Source organism: Pseudomonas sp. Irchel 3F6 (assembly GCF_900187595.1).
Lineage (GTDB): Bacteria > Pseudomonadota > Gammaproteobacteria > Pseudomonadales > Pseudomonadaceae > Aquipseudomonas > Aquipseudomonas siliginis.
This window is the reverse complement of the sequence record NZ_FYDP01000001.1, coordinates 1,216,093-1,234,238: the sequence shown is the minus strand read 5'-3', so window position 1 is coordinate 1,234,238 and position 18,146 is coordinate 1,216,093. Positions and strand designations below refer to the sequence as shown.

At 58.7% G+C, this 18,146-nt stretch carries 4 protein-coding genes; 1 reads left to right on the top strand and 3 read right to left on the bottom strand.

The features are described 5' to 3' along the window. Nucleotides 1-62: 62 nt before the first annotated feature. The 3 genes from CKW30_RS05305 to CKW30_RS27450 are packed head-to-tail and all read right to left on the bottom strand — an operon-like array spanning nt 63 to nt 4,773. Nucleotides 63-1,193, bottom strand: coding sequence for a hypothetical protein (locus tag CKW30_RS05305; protein WP_256584163.1), 1,131 nt, complete (start codon nt 1,191-1,193; stop codon nt 63-65). After that, nucleotides 1,183-4,080, bottom strand: a complete 2,898-nt coding sequence (locus CKW30_RS05300) for a hypothetical protein (RefSeq protein ID WP_256584162.1) — start codon at nt 4,078-4,080, stop codon at nt 1,183-1,185. The genes CKW30_RS05305 and CKW30_RS05300 overlap by 11 nt, the downstream gene beginning before the upstream one ends. 48 nt (nt 4,081-4,128) lie before the next feature. After that, complete coding sequence (locus CKW30_RS27450) at nt 4,129-4,773, bottom strand: toxin VasX (RefSeq protein ID WP_256584161.1); 645 nt, start codon at nt 4,771-4,773, stop codon at nt 4,129-4,131. Nucleotides 4,774-5,218: 445 nt separating this feature from the next. Between CKW30_RS27450 and CKW30_RS05295 the strand changes: the two genes are divergently transcribed. Beyond that, complete coding sequence (locus CKW30_RS05295) at nt 5,219-18,142, top strand: hemagglutinin repeat-containing protein (RefSeq protein ID WP_095180192.1); 12,924 nt, start codon at nt 5,219-5,221, stop codon at nt 18,140-18,142. The last annotated feature ends 4 nt before the right edge of the window (nt 18,143-18,146 follow it).

Below are 18,146 nucleotides of genomic sequence, written 5' to 3'. Positions count from 1 at the left end.
TTGATCAAGAGGGTGGCCGCGAAGAAGAACGGGCGGCGAGAGGAGGGGAGTTTACTGGCAAATCACGCCCCTTGCCTTGTCGTGTGTCTGCTTGCACCGGCAGCGGCGAATATTTCGGTAATCGGCCGATGCGGCTGGCGTCTGTGCATCTGCCGCACCAGCTCGCTCATCCGCAACAACTCTTCGCTCGGCTTGGCCCATTGCTCTTTTGGCAATGGCTCGGACCATTCGCGCATGACTTCCGGCAGCGCCTGCTTGCCGATTCTTTCCAGCCGACGAATTTCCCATTCGAGCAGACGGTTGGGAATCGTCCATAGGGTCATGACGTGATACAGGTACCAGAAGAACCCCGACAACCGCGAGCGGCGGCCTTCATGGATCTGCTGATGCATCCGCGCGCGGGCATTGTGGAATGTATGCAGGCCTTCGTGGGGTGGGTCGTCCGGGCCTTGCAGGTCTTGCAGGTCCTGGATCGATTTAAGGTCGTTGACCTCGTACTCCATGTAGCCGCGAATCGCTTCCCAGTGGCTGATCGCAAGCTCCAGGCCGGCGCATTGGAATTCCTGGCTTATGAGGGTTTCACCTTGGTAGAAACCGATGCCCATGCCGTATTGGCGGTGAATGCCAAACTGGGTGGCGCCTTTGGCTTCGATGATCCAGGCGCTGAGCGATTCCCATGGAACGAAGACTGGTTCGGTGGCGCCTTCGGGCATGAAGCAGACTTCGCGGCGTTGGCGGTTGAAGCGGGTTGGGATGAGGGAGAGACGTTTTTTGTGGACGTGGTGCCAGACGGCCAGGCCGATACCCAAGGCCATAAAACCCGTTAATAACGCCAATTTGTAAAGGGCAAGAAAAACACCCTCAATAATTTCCTTAATGAACTCCCAGTTATCTCCAAACATGAGCCCAATTAAGCCTCCCACCAGTGGATATAGAAACGCGATCATGAATGTGCCACTGAACGGTCCTCCTAAAGTCACCTGCCACATGAATACCTGCGGGTTTCCCAACCCGAAGTCCATGTAAACACTGTTTAGTACCCCTATATGAGGCCCGTAGGGTGGCGTTTGTGTTGGTAATGGCAAGGGCGCGAGATAGGTAATTTTTCCACTCGGAAACGGCTCAATAAATCCCGCTTGTTTCGGCAGTACAAATGCCACTCTTGGTGTTTGTTTGTCGTTGCTATTGCGCATGGTCGGCTCGCTCCAGATACTGGATTTCGACCTTAACAAGTGGTGGCTTTTCTTTGACAAACTGAGGTGCAACTACGGCGTAGTGTCCGTCTCCACGAGGATCCAGATGGATTACTCGGGTTCGTGACTGCCACTCACCCTTTTTGTTCATAGCCTGAATGCAAACCGCCAACTCCAGTGTTTCTTTCGCCGGGACGAATTCAGAGTCGGAATTTTTGGGGTATTGAAGACAGAGCACGAGTCCCTCCGAATTGGACTTGACGATGCGCAGGCTATTCACAATTTCGTTGCTGATGACATCTCTCCGCTCCCGTGGAACTCCTCTACTGTGCAGCGGATTGGAAATGCGGTGTGCGCCGATACCTAGCCGGCAGCTTGGTTCACTGCCAAGGGAAGGCAACAAGTCATTCAGCGTCAGTCGAGGCAGCACCAGATGAATATCGCTGGTCTTGGCTCTGACCAGCAGATCTTTCAGCCAGTAGTCATGCGGATTTCTCCCAAGTTGCGCGTAAGGCGCGTGAATTAAAAAAGCCAAGTAACTTTGATAGTCATCAAGAGAGTGGTCACCACGCATCTCGCCATCCCTGCTCCATGGTGTGATTGTCAGCCATTTATCGTGGGCACTGAGGTTGAAGCGGCTATACAACCAACTGCCGCTGAGCTCCAGGACCGTAAATAGCGCGCCCGCCAAGTTGAAACGGAAGAACACCGTAGAAAGGCGTGTACCCGCAGCGGCCCACGCGGCAGTTCGTGCAGCACCGTTTGGCGCCACAATCACGGTATAACCTGCGTACAGGGTGTGACCCAAACCATATGCGTTGACGGTTGTCATTCCGCTGGAACCCAAGGTGCCCAGTGCCGCTGCATTACCCGCCGAATGGCTTCCACTACGAATCGCCTGCTCCCAATTTTTGCGCTGCGTGACAAGACTGTTCGCAGACGATGCCAACCCTGCCAAATAGGTGAAAAAACCTAATCCCACATGCAGTTTCCCTAACTGCACATGCACGTTTTTCAGCGCCGCCTGCTGAAGATTCGTCGCCAGAAATGAACTGCGGTTTTTCAAGGCTGTATCCCCGAGACTTTGCGCGGCAGTAAATCCTGCAGCCCCAGTAGCGACAATCGCATTGGCGAATGGCTGCCAAACCCGTTTATTCGCGGTTTGCCTGCGCAGCTCCCGATAAACCCCCACCAAATTCACCACCTGCACCAACACCACCAACAACCCCATCCCCTCCGTCCGCACCAGACTCGCCTTCGAAACCCCCGCCACCCCCGCGCGAATATTCTCCAGCAACCCGCGCAATTCCCCTTGCTGCGCCGGCGGAAACACCACCGTCACGCCCGCTTTCGCCGGTGTGGCGCCATACAGCCGGGCCGAGCGATCCGGCAGTTCATCAATCGGGCTCAACGCCGCCGCGAGGCGGCCTTCGAACAGCGCCAATTGCGTGCGCACGCGGACGATTTCTTCCTGCAATTCCACCGCCCGGGCGGTTTTGTGGCCCTGGCGGTTTTTGTTGTGGGTGAGCTGGTTGCGTTCGCGGTTGAGGGTTTTCAGGTAGTCGCGCTCGCGCAGCACTTCCTTGATCGTGGCTTGCAGCGCCGCTTGTTCCGCCGGGGTGGATACGGTGAAGGTCACGCCGCTGGTTCGCGCGGCGTCGAAGACGCGCAGGCGCAGGGCTTTGGGCAAGCGCTGGAACAGTTCGTCGAGGTCGGGGATTTTCTCGCCGGCAAGATCGAAGCCTTCCAGCGCCCGGCTCAGGCCGAGGTTCAGCGCCGGGCTGTAGGTGTCTTGCACGGCATCGGCGAGGACTCGGCTGTGTGCGGGCAGGTCGTCCAGCGCGGGCAGCTGCGGCTGCTCGATGCTCTGCAACTTGGCCAGCCAGTCCGGCAGGTTGTTGAACATCGCCATGCCGGCGTTGAACAGCGTTGAATATTGCCCGGCCTGCTCGGTCTGCAAGCGCAGCGGCAAGGTGTAGAACAACGGGCGGGTCAGTTGCGGGTGTTGTTCGAGGTAATCGAGCATTTGCTCGTTGGCCGCGTCGCTGCGGCCGATGTCCTTGAGGCAGGCGTATTCGCTGGCGAAAGCCTGATCGATCTGCGCTGGCAGTTGCCCGTCGAAATACCACGCCGAGCGATGGAAACGCCCGGCGCACAGCAGTTGCGCGCGATCGGCGGTGATGCGTTCGAGCAGGCGATTCCAGCGTCCGAGGTTGTCGCGATGATTGTTCAGCACCTCGTCCATCGCCGGGCGGTCGATCAGGTCGTTGATGCCGCGCTTGCCGCTGAGCAGCGGGCCGTCGAGCACGTCTTTCATGCGCCGACTCTGATCTTTGCCGAGCTCGACCAGTGTGCTGAGGTGGCGCTCGACGAAGTCGGCCGGGGCCACTTCAACAAAATATTCACGGGTGTAAAAGCGCCGATCTGCCTCGGCGGTGACGCGAGCATGTGCGGTGAAATCCGGGGCGACGCCGTCGAAACGGTTCAGCGCCAGCGACTCGTCCAGTGCCTTTTCGCGAAGCTGTTGCAACTCAGGCGTGGCTTCGCCTGCAACTGGCTCGAGCTCACCACCCTTGTTCAAATACTCGAGCAGCGCCTGCCGGGTATTTTCCCGATCCGGTTCGGGCAATTGCTCCAGTTCAGCAAACAATGCCTGGGCGCGCGGATCGTCGCTGGCCTTGGCCAAAGTGTCGAAGTCCTGAGATCCGAGCTGGCTCAGCGACTCGATGTAACTGGCCAGCAGATAGTCGCGCTCGTTGTTGTCGGTGTTGCTCCACTGCTCGACCCAGCCGACCACCAGGTCCTGATAATCAGCCAGATCGCGCATCACGCCGAGGTCGTCGTTGACCAGCAGAAACAGCGTGTCGTCCTGATAAGGCCCGCGCACCCGACCAAGAAATTCGCCGATATGCGCCTCGCGAAAACGTCGCGGGTTTTACCACAAATAAGGTTCGCGTTCGTGCTCCGGCGCATCGCTGACCTGCACCGTCGGCATCCGCGTGGCGTCCGCCTCGGCCAGCGGTTTCGCTGTGCAGGCCACTTCCGCCAGCCACTGTTTGGCCTGGGCCACGGTAAGCAGATGCTCGCCGCCGATCAGACAATGCACCGGGCCAAGATCGACCGCCTGCATGAAGTGCTCGCGCTCCTGCGCACTGTCCAGCACCTGTCGGCACTTCGCCGCGCTCAACTGCACATCAGCGAAGGTCACGTAAAGGGTGCTTTTGCGCGAGAAGATCAACGCCGGACGTTCTTCGATGGCGCTGCGCTGATCCTCGCTGACGCTTTTGCCGCGATGCAGCAATGCGCTGATGACACCTTCCAGCACGCGGTATTCATAGAGCTCACCGCTGAGGCTGTCGACGATGTACAGCCAGCCATCGCGCAGGCGGCGGATACCCATGGGGCGCGTGGTCAGGGTGTACGGCAGCGTGAGTTCGGTGCTGGGGTCGAAGGATTTTTCGACAAGGCCGTACGCGAGGGGCAACAGTTGCACGTGGGTGTTGCGCAAGGGGCAGGCGGCGGGGCCGATGATCGGGGCTTTGGACGCGGCGGCTGCCGCGAGGTTGGCGGGGTGCATCATTGAGCACATTTCCCTGTATCTGTTTGTGACAGAGAAATGTGCGTGTATCTGGAAAACGACAGCAGTCAGATCTTTCTGTGTTTTGCGTAGGAATCGAACACTCGGGATGAAACCTACAAGGGATCGTCTGAAATCTTACAGAGGTTGCTTCGGATGAATCGTGAGTAACCCTGAAGGCGTACCCGCGCTCGCAAACCTACGCTGATAAATAGATCCGTTAACAAGCTCATTGCCTACGGATTTGAGCCGTACCGCTCATCGAAATCGATTTTTCAACGCATCCATTAATTGACGCCAAAATAGTGGCCATCTAATATCGCGCCACTATTTTGATGCTAGTGCGCTATTGCAGGGATGCCAGCGACTCTTTGCGCTCATCCGCGCCGCTTACCTGCGGAGCATGGCACCTGATCAGACCGATTATTGCCCGTTGCAGGATCTTCACATGGACGTTCGCCAGTTTGCCTTCCTCGCAGATCAGCCGAGTGCGGTCGTGAAAAACCGTGAGTTGTTCCTCGGCATGCCCAAGCGCGGACTGGCGTTCCTGCTGGCCAACGTCATGTTCTGGCAACCGCTGTGGGCGCAGGCCGACGGCATCGTCGTGGCTAACCCGAATACCACGCTGGACCGTGCCGGCAACGGCGTGCCGATCGTCAACATCGCCACGCCCAACGCCAGTGGCCTGTCGCACAACCAGTTCCACGATTACAACGTCGGCGCACAAGGCGTCATCCTCAACAACAGCGCGACTCAAACTTCGAACACGCAACTGGGCGGCCACGTCATTGGCAACCCGAATCTGAAGAACAGCGGTTCGGCGCAGGCGATTCTGAACGAAGTCATCAGCGGCAACCCGAGTCAGTTGCGCGGCTACACCGAAGTGGCCGGGCAGTCGGCGCGGGTCATCGTCGCCAACCCCTATGGCATCACCTGCAATGGCTGCGGTTTCATCAACGCACCTCGGGTGACGCTGACTACCGGTAAACCAGTGCTGGAAAACGGTCGGCTGGATCGCTTTCAGGTCGATCAGGGCAGCGTGGCTATCGAAGGCGCGGGCATCAACGCGACCAATATCGACCGTTTCGAAATCATCACCCGCAGCGCCAAGATCAATGCGCAGATTCAAGCGCAGAACCTGACCATCGTCGCCGGTCGCAACGACGTCAACGCCGACACCCTCAACGCCACGGCCCGCGCCGACGACGGCAGCGCCAAACCGCAACTGGCCATCGACTCCTCGGCCCTCGGCGGCATGTACGCCGGAGCGATCAAACTGGTCGGCACCGAGGCCGGCGTCGGGGTGAAACTCGACGGCAAACTGATCGCCAGCGGCGGCGATATTCAGCTTGATGCGAACGGGCAACTGAGCCTGGCCGACACCTCGGCTACCGGCGCGGTCAACGTCAAAGCCGCCAGCCTCGACGCGCAAGCTCCGGTTTACGCCGGCACATCGCTCAACGTACAGACCCAAGGCAACCTGACCAACCGCCAGACCTTGGCCGCCCGCGACAGCGTGGTGCTCAGCGCCGGTGGGCAACTGACTAATGCCGGCGCCATCGAAGCCGGCGTCAATGCTGACGGCAGCCGTAACAGCAACGGTGATTTGAGCCTTCGCGCACAGAATCTGAACAACAGTGGCAAGAGCCTCAGCGCCAGCCGCAACCTGACCGTCAACGCCGCGCAAACCCTCAACAACCAGAATGGCCTGCTCAGTGGCCAGACCACGAGCATCACCGCCGGCACGCTGGACAACCGCAACGCCGGCAAAGTGCTGGGCAACAACAGCCTGACCCTCACTGCCAATCAGGTGCTGAACAATCAAGGCACGCTCACCAGCAATGGCAGACTCACCGGCAACATCGGTCAGTTGATCAACAGCAACGGTGAACTTGGCAGCCAGAGCGACGTAGTGCTCACGCTCACCTCGCTGGACAACGTCGCCGGCCTGATCACCGCTGGCCGTTTGCTCGACATCACCGCCCTCGGCGCCATCAACAATCGCACCGGACGGATCGGCGCGAAACAGGCCGTAGCGATCAAAGCGCAACAACTGGACAACAGCCAGCAAGGCCAGCTGACCAGCGAAGGCACGCTGACCACGCGCATCAGCGACCAGTTGAACAACCAGAACAAGGGCCTGATCCAGGCCAACGGTGCGATGGACGTGCAGGCCACGCGCCTGGATAACCGCGCCGGCAAGATTTCCGGTCTCGACACCCTGACCGTCAGCAGCGCGACCACCGACAACCGTGCGGGTGTTTTGCGCGCCGACAAAGCGACGACGCTGCTGATCGATAATCTGGATAACCGCGACAAGGGCCGCGCCGAGAGCAAGGCAGCGCTGACCTTCGAAGGCAGCACACTGAACAACAGCAACGGCGGCTTGCTGACCTCGACCGGACTGTTGAGCCTCAAAGCCCGGGATGTCACCAACGATGCCGGACGGATTTCCGGCAAGGGCGATATCGACGCCAGCATCGACAATCTGACTCAGCAAACGGGCGAACTGGTTGCCGAAGGCAATCTGAAACTCACCGGCAAAACCCTCAACAGCCGCCAGGACAGCTTGGTCGGGTCGCTCCAGACCCTGACCGTCAATGTCGACCAGATCGACAACCGCGCCAGTACGCTTTCCAGTCAACTCGACCTGCATATCAATGGCGCACGCCTGGACAACAGCGAGGGCGGCAAGGTGCTGTCCGACACCACGCTGGGCCTGAAAGTCGCGCAGATCATCAACGCCACCAATGGCCTGATTTTCAGCAAAGGCGCGGCGACGCTCAGCGGTATCGGCTTGAGCAATGTGGGGGGGCGGATCGTCAGCCAGAACACACTGGACCTGACCTTCGACAATGCCCTCGACAACCAGCAAGGCCTGATCAGCAGTGAAGGGCAGATGACCCTGAATCTCGGCAGCCTCGACAATCGCCTGGGCAAGCTGTCGAGCCTGGAAGCGATGGCACTGACCAGCGTCGCCGGGGTGCAGAATCAGGGCGGGCTGATCGCCTCGCAAAAGGGCCTGACCTTCACCAGCGGCAGTCTCGATAACAGCGACGACGGCATCCTCAGTGCCAAGGCCGATTCGACCCTGACCACCGGTGAGTTCAAGAACCGGCAGGGCGGCAGCCTCGCCACGGACGGCACGCTGCTGCTGACCACCGCGCACCTGGATAACTCCGGCGGCATCATCGGCAGCCAGAAAACCCTGCAGGCTTCCGTCACCTCGCTGCAGCAGGACGGCGGCGAGCTGTTCAGCAACGGCGATCTGACCCTGGACCTCAACAATGGCCTGCTCGATAACCAGCGCGGCAACATTCATACGCCGGGCCAACTGCTGCTGAAAAATCTCAAGGATGTGAACAACAGCGCCGGGGAAATCTCCGCTGCCAAAGCCTGGAATCTGAGCGCGCAAAGCCTGAACAATGACGGCGGCAAGCTGCTCAGCAATGAAAAACTCACCCTGGTCATCGACCGTGCGCTGAGCAACGTGAAAGGCCTGATCGCCTCTGCTGGCCTCCAAGCGCGCAGCGCCAGCCTCGACAACAGCGGCGGTGAGATTCGTGGGCGTGGCGCGGTCGATTTCACCGTCACTGATCTGTTCGACAACCAGGCTGGCGTGGTCATCGCCGACGAGGGCCTGACGCTCACGGCGGCGCGTCTGGATAACCGTCGCGAGGGCCTGGTCGGTTCGACCCAAGCGCTGCAACTGGTCGTCGACCGTGTCGATAACCGCAGCGGTGAACTGTCGAGTAAGGCCGGCGTGAGCCTGATCGGTGCCTGGCTCGACAACAGCGACAGCGGCTACATGCTGGCGGGCGGCAATCTGGCGTTGACCGTCAACGAGGTGATCAACCGCAACAACGGCGTGCTGTCCGGCGCTACCGGCCTGACGCTGGTCGGCAAGAGTCTGGAAAACAGCGCTCGCCTGACCACGCAACAAGACCTCGCGATTACCCTCTCTGGCGAGCTGAACAACGCGCAGGGCAGTCTGTTCAGCGAAGGTGCGCTGGCGATCGATGCGCAAAGCCTCAATAACGATGGCGGTACGCTGTCCAGCGCCAAAGCGCTCAGCGTCGACACACGCGGTGCGGTCAGCAACCGGGGCGGCCAGTTGCTGACTGATGCCCAGTTGACGCTCACCAGCAGCGCGCTGGACAACCAGCAGAAAGGCGTGATCAGCAGCAAAAGCAATCTGCACATCACTACCGGCGAACTCAATAACAGTCAGGCGAGCATTTACGCCGCCGATCAGCTTGAGTTGAGCGCCGGCAAAGTGACCAACACGGCTGGCAGCCTCGGCGCTGGCAATGCGCTGATCGCAGATGTTCAGGGCCTCGATCAGCAGGGCGGCAAGCTGTTCAGCAGCCACGCCGGCGTCAGCGTCGACCTGCATGGCGGTGCGCTGAACAACCAGGGCGGGGTGATCAATGCGCCGGGGCAGTTGCTGCTGAAGAATCTCGCTGAGGTGAACAACCGTGGCGGCGAGATTTCCAGCGAGCAGGCCTTTGAACTGATCGCCAAATCGCTGGACAACAGCGGCGGCCAAGTGCTGAGCAATCAGAAACTGAGCCTGACCCTCGACAAGGCCCTGACCTCGATCAAAGGCACGATCGCGGCGGCAGCGTTGCAGGTTCGCGCGGCCAGTCTCGACAACAGCGATGGCGGCGTATTGCTCAGTGACAGCGATATCTCGGTGACCGTCTATGGTCTGCTCGACAATCACAACAAAGGCAGCATCCGCGCCGCGCAGCAGCTGACCCTCAACAGCACCGGCCTGAACAATGAGGAGGGCACGCTGGTGGGTGCCGCTGGCCTTGCCATCGACCTCGGCGTCACCGCGCAGGACCTCAACAACCAGGGCGGGGTGATCAGCAGCAAAGGCGCGCTGAGCATTGCGCATCTGCGTGACCTCAATAACCAGAACGGCGTGATCAACAGCAAAGGCGTGCTGAGCATCGCCACCCTGCGTGACCTGAATAACCAGAAAGGTGAGGTTTCCAGCGTCAACAGCTTCAGCCTTAGCGCCAACAGCCTGGACAATCGCGGCGGCAACCTGATCAGCAATCAGCAACTGACCCTCACGGCGGCCGAGCTGAAAAATCAGGGCGGACTGGTCTCTGGCTGGACCGGCGCGACTCTGTCCGGCGGTAGCGTCGATAACAGCCTCGCAGGCGCGATCTCCAGCCAGCTCGGCAATGTCAGCATCGACCTCAGCGGCGCACTGATCAACCACAGCCAGGGTGGCGTGGGCAGCAAGGGCGAGCTTTACATCAAGGCCGCCAGCCTCAACAACAGCGCCGGCACGCTGACCAGCGACGGCAAGCAGACCTTGACTGTGCTCGGCGGCGAACTCAACAACACCTCCGGTGGTTTGATCAAAAGCACCGACGCCCTCGATATCCGGGCGGCGAGCCTGAACAATGCCTCGGGTAACCTGAATGCGAAAAACGCCCTGACCTTCACCGGCGGTGCGTTGAACAACAACGGCGGCAGCCTGGTCGGCGATGATCGCGTCACACTCGACCTGCTCGGCGCGCTGACAAACGTCAACGGCGCGCTCGGCAGCACCGGGCCGCTGGTGCTGACGCGTTCGGCCAGCATCGACAACCGTGGCGGCCAGATGATCAGCCAGAGTCTGCTGAGACTGCTCACCAGCGGCGATCTGAACAACAGCCAGCGCGGCACCATCGCCGCCAGCAGCCAACTGAATCTCACCGCCGGCGGCCTGTTGCGCAACGACGGCGATGGCCTGATTTCCAGCAGCGCCGCCGACGCCACTCTCACCGCAGCCGCGCTGAACAACGCCGGCGGCGCGGTGCAAAGCATGACCGCGCTGACCATCAACACGGGCAACGGCGCAATCGACAACCAGGGCGGCAAGATCATTGCGCAGAACGGCGACCTGAACCTCACTGCCGCCAGCCTCGACAGCCGAGGCGGCGTGCTGTCGAGCCTCAAAGGTCTGCTGCAAACCCGTCTGACCGGTGTCCTGCGCAACGGCCAGTCAGGCAAGATCGAAGGCAGCCGCCTCGACCTGCGTGCGCTGGGCGGCATCTACAGCGACGGCGGGCGCATCGCCGCCAACAGCGGCGACATCCTGCTCAACGCCGGCGGCAACGCCCTCGACAACAGCGGCGGCGGCATCTATGCCCGCGGCCAGGTGAACGTCATCGCCGGCTCGATGAACAACACGGCCGGCCAGGTCAGCGGCAGCCTCATCGACATTGGCCTCGGCGGTAATCTCGCCAACAACGGCGGCCTGATTGAAAGCGCCAGCACCCTGGCGATTCGCGCCGCCAACCTCAACAACCAGAGCGGCAAACTGCGCGCCCTCGGCGGCAGCGGCAAAACCGATTTCCAGATCGGCAGCCAGTTCGACAACCGCAACGGCCTGGTGGAAACCGCCAACACCGACTTCTCCCTCGCTGCACCGAGCTTGCTCAACGCTGGCGGCACAGTGACCCATGTCGGCCTCGGTGAATTCGGCATCTCCACCACCAACGTAATGAACGCCGGCGGCTCACTGGTGACCCGTGGCGGCCTGACCCTGAACGCGGACAGCTGGACCAACAGCAGCGTGATTCAGGCGGGGCGGTTGACGGTGAATGTCGGCAATTTCGTGCAGACCGCGAGCGGGCAATTGCTCGCCTCGAATCAATTGGTGGGGCGTGGCGGGAACTGGACGAACGAGGGGTTGATAGCCAGTGATGGCGGGCTTGATATTCAGTTGAGTGGGACTTACGGCGGTAATGGGCGAGTGAGCAGTCTGGGGGATATGACCTTCAATGCTGCGCAACTGGGCCTGACCAGTCTCGCCAGCATCGGCAGTGGCGGCCTGGGTACGTTCAACATTGGCGGGTTGCTGAACAACACTGGCGGAAGACTGACTTCCAATTACGGCATGACGATCAACGCGGGCAGCGTCAGCAACACCGGTACGCTGGGAGCCGCTCAGGATCTGACAGTCAAGACGGCAAGTCTGGTGAACGATCACGGCTTGTTGTTCAGCGGCGGCAACATGAACCTGCTGGTTAATGACTTCACCAACCAGACGGGCGATGTTTACAGCATCGGCAATCTGACAATTGCCGGCATGAGCGGTGGCCGTGCGAACAGCGTGAATAACCTCGCGGCTTCGATCAATGTCGACGGTGATTTTTCGTTGTCGGCCAATAGCTTCAATAACAAGACAGAAGGGGTGATTGGCGAGGAGAAATTTATTTCCGGGGACATCACCTTCAGCGGTACGACTTTCTACGTTAATGAAAATTTTGAATCGACATCGACAATTACCGGGCCGCAAGCGTCGATTTCAGTAGCAGGTAATCTGACCGCCAATGTTGGAGCTTTCACCAATACCGCGTCGCTGATCTCGGCCGGCAAGAACATAAAGCTCGATGTCGATACGTTCGATAACTTTGGTCTGCAGTCGGGTAATTTCACGCGGATGCGTGTTTATCAACTCGGCGGTTTGCCCAGCAAGCGACCAAGTTGGATAACCGAGGATCTGCAAAAATATGCGGAGCGCAATTCAAAAACCAAATACAGCTACATTCACGGTTGGCACGAGCCCGACAAAGGAGGATCTTTTTGGGAATACCAACCGCTGAATAAACAGGCGCTCTCTGACGTAAACACAAAATTCGGTATCGGCGCCGAAGTGGCAGTGCCGTCACCCATCCTTGCCGGTACAAAGCAACGAGACGACCGCGTTTTCACCAACGGCGGCTCAAGCGTTTCCTCTATCGTCCAGGCCGGCCAGGCCGTAGAGATCAACGCTAAAACCACGATCAACAACGGCAATCTGAACCCGTACACAAACTTCGGCGGTACCGTCAAAGGCACCGCGGACACCGGGGTGAAAAACTCCGCCAAACCTACCGTGGTTTTTCTGAACCCGCAGTTGCCACCAGATCTGGCTCAACAACAAGTCAACCCGCTGGCACTGCCTGGCTTCACGCTGCCAACCGGCGACAACGGTCTGTTCCGACTCAGCGGTAAAGGCGGCAGCGATCCGACACTAGCATCTGGCCCGTCGAGGACAATCGGCTCCATCGCCGTTGCGCCCTTAAGTCATGCGGGCGGCATGCCAGTGAGGAAGGCCACGGATATTCAGTTCGACGGTAGCGATCCTGTATCGATCAAGAACCGCGAACTGGCATTGGCGGCCCGGCCATCGCTCAATCTCAACGATCAGGCGACGCTGATCAATGTCAGCGCGGCCGCCGGGGATGGCCCGGTCGGCGTGTTGCTGCCCAATCGTGGCAACGTTTCGTTCGACGTGCCGCGGGTACAGGGCCTGCCCGACACCAGCGTGCGTTCCAATCCACACAAATACCTGATCGAGACCAACCCGGCGCTCACTGAGCTCAAGCAGTTCATGAGCTCGGACTACCTGCTCGATAAACTCGGCTATGACCCCGACAACAGCGCCAAGCGTCTGGGCGACGGCTTGTTCGAACAGCGCCTGGTGCAGCAAGCCGTTGTCGCCCGTACCGGCCAGCGTTTCATCGATGGGCAGACCTCTGACGAGGCTATGTTCAAGTACCTCATGAATAACGCCGTCGCCAGCAAGAATGAACTGAACCTGTCAGTCGGCGTAACTCTGACCGCTCAGCAAGTGGCAGCCCTGACCCACGACATCGTCTGGCTCGAAGAGCACGAAGTGAATGGCGAGAAAGTGCTAGTGCCGGTGCTGTATCTGGCCCAGGCCAATAACCGCCTGGCACCCAACGGTGCGCTCATCCAGGGCGGCGACGTAACACTGATTGCCGGTACGGACCTGACCAACGCCGGCACGCTTCGCGCCTCCAATAACCTGTCGGCCGAAGCCGGCAACAACCTCTCCAATACAGGATTGATCGAGGCGGGCGAGCGTCTGACGCTCAAGGCCGGCAACAATATCGTCAACAGCGGTGGCGGCATTATTTCCGGGCGCGATGTCAGCCTGACCGCCACTCGCGGCGATGTGATCAACCAACGCGACGTGTATGGCTACGATTCCAGTTACGGCGGCACGCTGCAGCATCGCGACGTACTGAACAACGCCGCGCGGATCGAAGCCGCCAATGATCTCAACATTGGCGCAGGTCGCGACATCAGCAACATCGGTGGTGTCCTGAGCAGCGGACAGGACATGGCGCTCGATGCCGGACGCGACGTCAACATCACCTCGGTCCAGGATCGCCGCACCGACTCGCGCGGCAGCAACTTCCTCAACCAGACCATCACCCAGCACGGCGCTGAAGTGACGTCCGGACGGGATCTGTCGATCAGTGCCGATCGCGACGTGGCAATCGTGGCCAGTCGACTGGATGCCAAGCGCGATCTCAGCGTCGATTCAGGCCATGACATTGTCATTACTTCGGCCGCCGACGAGAGTGACTACTTCTCGCGCAGCAAGAAGCGCGCGAACGAAACCCACAGCATCACGCAACAGTCGTCGGTATTGAACGCCGGACGCGATATCGCGCTGAACGCGGGCAATGATTTGGGCGTTATTGCCAGTCGTATAAAGGCGCAGGACGATGTCAGCCTCGATGCGGTACAGGACATCACGGTAGCATCGGCGAAAGACGAAACCTCTTCGTACTATTACAGAAAAAAGAAGGGTTCGTTCGGACGAAGCAAAACCACACAGTCGGAAAGCTATGAAAGCGAAAACGTCGCTTCGGTAATCGAGGCGGGTCGTGACCTGACGATGAACGTCTCGAAGCGTAAAGATGATGGCGTCAGCCTCGATGGCGGGCGCAACGTCACGATCATCGGCAGTCAATTGAGCGCCGGCAACGATTTGCTAATCGGTGCGACCAATGATGTCGCGGTACTTTCTGGCACCGAAGAGTCAGGCAGTTACAGCAAAAAAACCAAGACTGGCCTGTTTGGTATGTCTAAAAGTGGCAGCAGCCATCTGCAAACCTCGGTGACTCAGGTTGGCAGTGAGTTGAACGCCGGTCACGATGCGGTAGTGATAGCCGGGCGTGATGTTCGGCTGAATGCCAGTGAAGTCAACGCGGATAATAACGCAGAACTGAATGCCGGCCTTGTGGACAAGGCCGGCGATATCACTCTGTCGTCAGCTGATGACCAAGCGTATAGCCGGGCTGAGGAATATAAGAAGAAAGTCGGGCTTTCGCTGAAGGATGCTATCGGTTGGGCCGTCGGTACGCCGGGTTTCGGCGCCGATATGACATTCGCTACTTCGCACAAGGGTGTGCGGGAGGTCGTCAGTTCCGAGAGCATCGGAAGCCAGGTCAACGCAGGCAACGATGCAATTCTGAATGCTTCCCGAGACATCAATATCATCGGCAGTGGGATCAGCGCGGACCACAATGCGTCTCTCAATGCCGGTCGCGATGTCAATGTGGTCGCGTCGATCGACAATCACCGCAGCACTAGTTGGGATACAGATAAGACCGTCGGTATAAAACAGACCATAGACAGCAATGCTTTCACCACCTTCGCCGGCAGTGAAACCATTCAACATGGCGTTAACAGCACGGGCTACACCGCAGCGGGCAGCTCCATCGATGCGGGGATGAATCTTAAGGTAAACGCCGGTCGCGACATCAATCAGCAAGGCTCGGATTTGTCAGCCGCGAACAACATTAACCTCAAAGCTGATCGCGACATCAACATCGATGCCAAGGAGGAGGCAAGCGAAGTCACCATCCGTGACATCATCAAGCGTAACGGCCTCACCGTGACCACGGCCTACAACATCGGCAACACCATTGATGGCCTCAAAGGCACTGGCAAGGGCGAGGATGGGGTCAGCAAAGGATCCAGCGTACTGAAAGCGGTCGATACACTGGACCAGTTCTTCAGCGGACCAAAGTTCGACGGCCACATTGGCGCCTCCAGTGTCAGCTCCAGCAGCACGCAGAGCTCGGTGACACAACGTCCATCGACGCTTTCAGCGGGTGGCGACGTCTCGCTCGACGCCGGGAACAACGTCAACGTCAGCGGCAGCCAGTTCAATGCCGGGCGTGACATCAACGTCAAAGGCAAAGACATCACGTTCGATGTGGCGCACGGTTCCGAAAGCAGCGATGGGCATTCAACCCAGAGCAAGGGCGGAGTCAAAGGTGGCACCACCGGTGGCTTCAAACTTGGCGTGGGTGTCAGTAACGCCGGGACTGAAGACAAATCGAATCAAGGCACTTCGACGGCAACTCAGCTGAATGCTGGCGGCAGTATCAATCTGGATGCGAAAAACGACCTGACGCTGATTGGTACCCGTGCCACCGCGGAGCGGGATATTTCCCTCAAAGCCGCCAACGATCTGAATATCCTTTCCGCACAAAATGCCTATGAGAGTTCCCATGATCGGCGTAGCTGGGGCGCAGAAGGCGGAATCATCGCCGGCCAGGACGGTTTTGGTATCTACGGTTCGGGGAACGTGGGCATCGGCGATCTCAACCGCGAAGGTGTGAAGCAACAGGAAGCCTACCTGTATGCCGGCAATAAGCTGGGCTTCGAAAGCGGGCGTGACACAACGATCGCCGGCGCCACTCTTCGAGGTGACGAGGTCATCGGCGATGTCGGCCGCAACCTCACCGTGACGTCTGTGCCGAACACCGGCAAGGTCGAAGGTAAAGAGTTCGACGCCAGCCTCACGGTTGCAGTCAGCATCGGTGTAACAGCCAGCGGTTCACTGGGGTATGGGGAGACCAGCGGCAAAACCAACTGGGTCGAAAACCAGACGGTGATCAGTGGCAAGAGCAAAGTCGATATCCACACCGAGAAGCACACACAACTCGACGGCTCGGTCATTAGCGCTGACAACCGCAACCTGAAACTCGATACCGACACCCTCGGCCATCGCAACATCACCGGCAAGGATAACGAGCATGGTTATTACCTCAATGTCAGCGGCAGCTATAACCATAACGGCGGCGCCCAGGCTGACAAGCCGAATAAAGGCATGGAAGGAGAGAATAAAAATAGCTGGGCGGTAGAGGGTTACAAGTACGACAAGGATCGTCAGCAGACGCTGAACGCCACCGTGGGTGAAGGTCAGATCGTTGTGCGTAACGACAAGGCCACGGGGCAGGACTCGACATCCGGACTCAATCGCGACGTCAACAGGGCGTATGAGATCACTAAGGATGACGAACATCGAACGACGTTGTACGCCAGCAGTTCCTCAATCGACGCTGTTACCCATCCGGTAAAAACTGTCGAGGGCTGGAGCGATAACGTCGTTGATTTCAAAAAGAACATGCTTGATCAGGCTAAAGCCGGGGCGAGTTTCCTGCAGAACCTGAACCAGGCGATCAATGCTCAGCTTGTCGATATTGATGATGTTTCCCCGACACTTATCGATGAACTGGGTAAAGAGCGTGCACTGGCAGTCACCAAAAACTTCGTTAGACAGGGACTGGACCCCGCCCAGATAAAATCATTGCCTGAGGCAGTCCTGAAAGGGCTGTCCGAGTTTGCGAAACAAGCGGCTGATTACGAAAAGCTGGTGGAGAGTTGTACCGCAAATAATACCTGCCCGCAGATGACGGCTGACCCATCAAGCGGCCCGGATAAACCGGGAACAATGACGCTGCCGCCTATTCCGGTTCCTGCAAGCCTGGTTACTCATGGCCAGCTGGCATTGAATCAAGTACTGGACTTGATTGATCTGACCAAGGATATGCCGACAGAGAAAATTCAGGCCACCGTTATCGCTGTACAAGCGGTGATGGGCCCGATGAAGTTCCTGTTGAGCATGGCCGCCAATGGACTACTCAACGCTGCGTATGGCGACAAAATCGATGAGCTGAAAGATCTGGCCGCGATCAAGCTGGCGGCGAAATTGCTCGGTGAGTCAGAAGAAGAGCTGACGAAGCTTCACGAGACCGCCAAGCAGGAGCACAACGGCGGTAATGAGGAGTACAAATACGACGGCGATGGGTATGTAGTTGCTACGCGTTTCCTGATCGATGCGGTACTTGGGGAATTCAAGTCCCTCGGAATCAAGGCTGTCACCAGAACCGTCGCGGTTGTAAAAAAAGATCCGGCCGATGTACTGGGCGGTCCGCACAAGGAAACCAGCAAACCGGTGAATGATGGATTGGATTCACACCATTGCCCTGCTCAGAAATGCTACAAAGGTGCGCCAATCAGCAGTCGTGATGGTCCTGCCATCAAGATGGATCCAGAGGATCACAAAAAGACCGCGAGTTTTGGTCGTTCCGAAGAGGCCAAGGCTTATCGAGACAAGCAACAAGAGCTGCTCGAGGAGGGGCGCCTGATGGATGCTATTCAGATGGATATCAATGACATCAGAAGTCAGTTTGGCAACAAGTACGATGAAGGAATCAGACAAATGTTGGAGTACGCCTCCAAACTAGATCCGAACGATTTCAGGAGGTAATGAC

Excerpts from the sequence above, each read along its gene's own strand:
- CKW30_RS05305 (WP_256584163.1), bottom strand. The coding sequence starts at position 1,193 with ATGCGCAATAGCAACGACAAACAAACACCAAGAGTGGCATTTGTACTG.
- CKW30_RS27450 (WP_256584161.1), bottom strand. The coding sequence starts at position 4,773 with ATGATGCACCCCGCCAACCTCGCGGCAGCCGCCGCGTCCAAAGCCCCG.
- CKW30_RS05295 (WP_095180192.1), top strand. The coding sequence starts at position 5,219 with ATGGACGTTCGCCAGTTTGCCTTCCTCGCAGATCAGCCGAGTGCGGTC.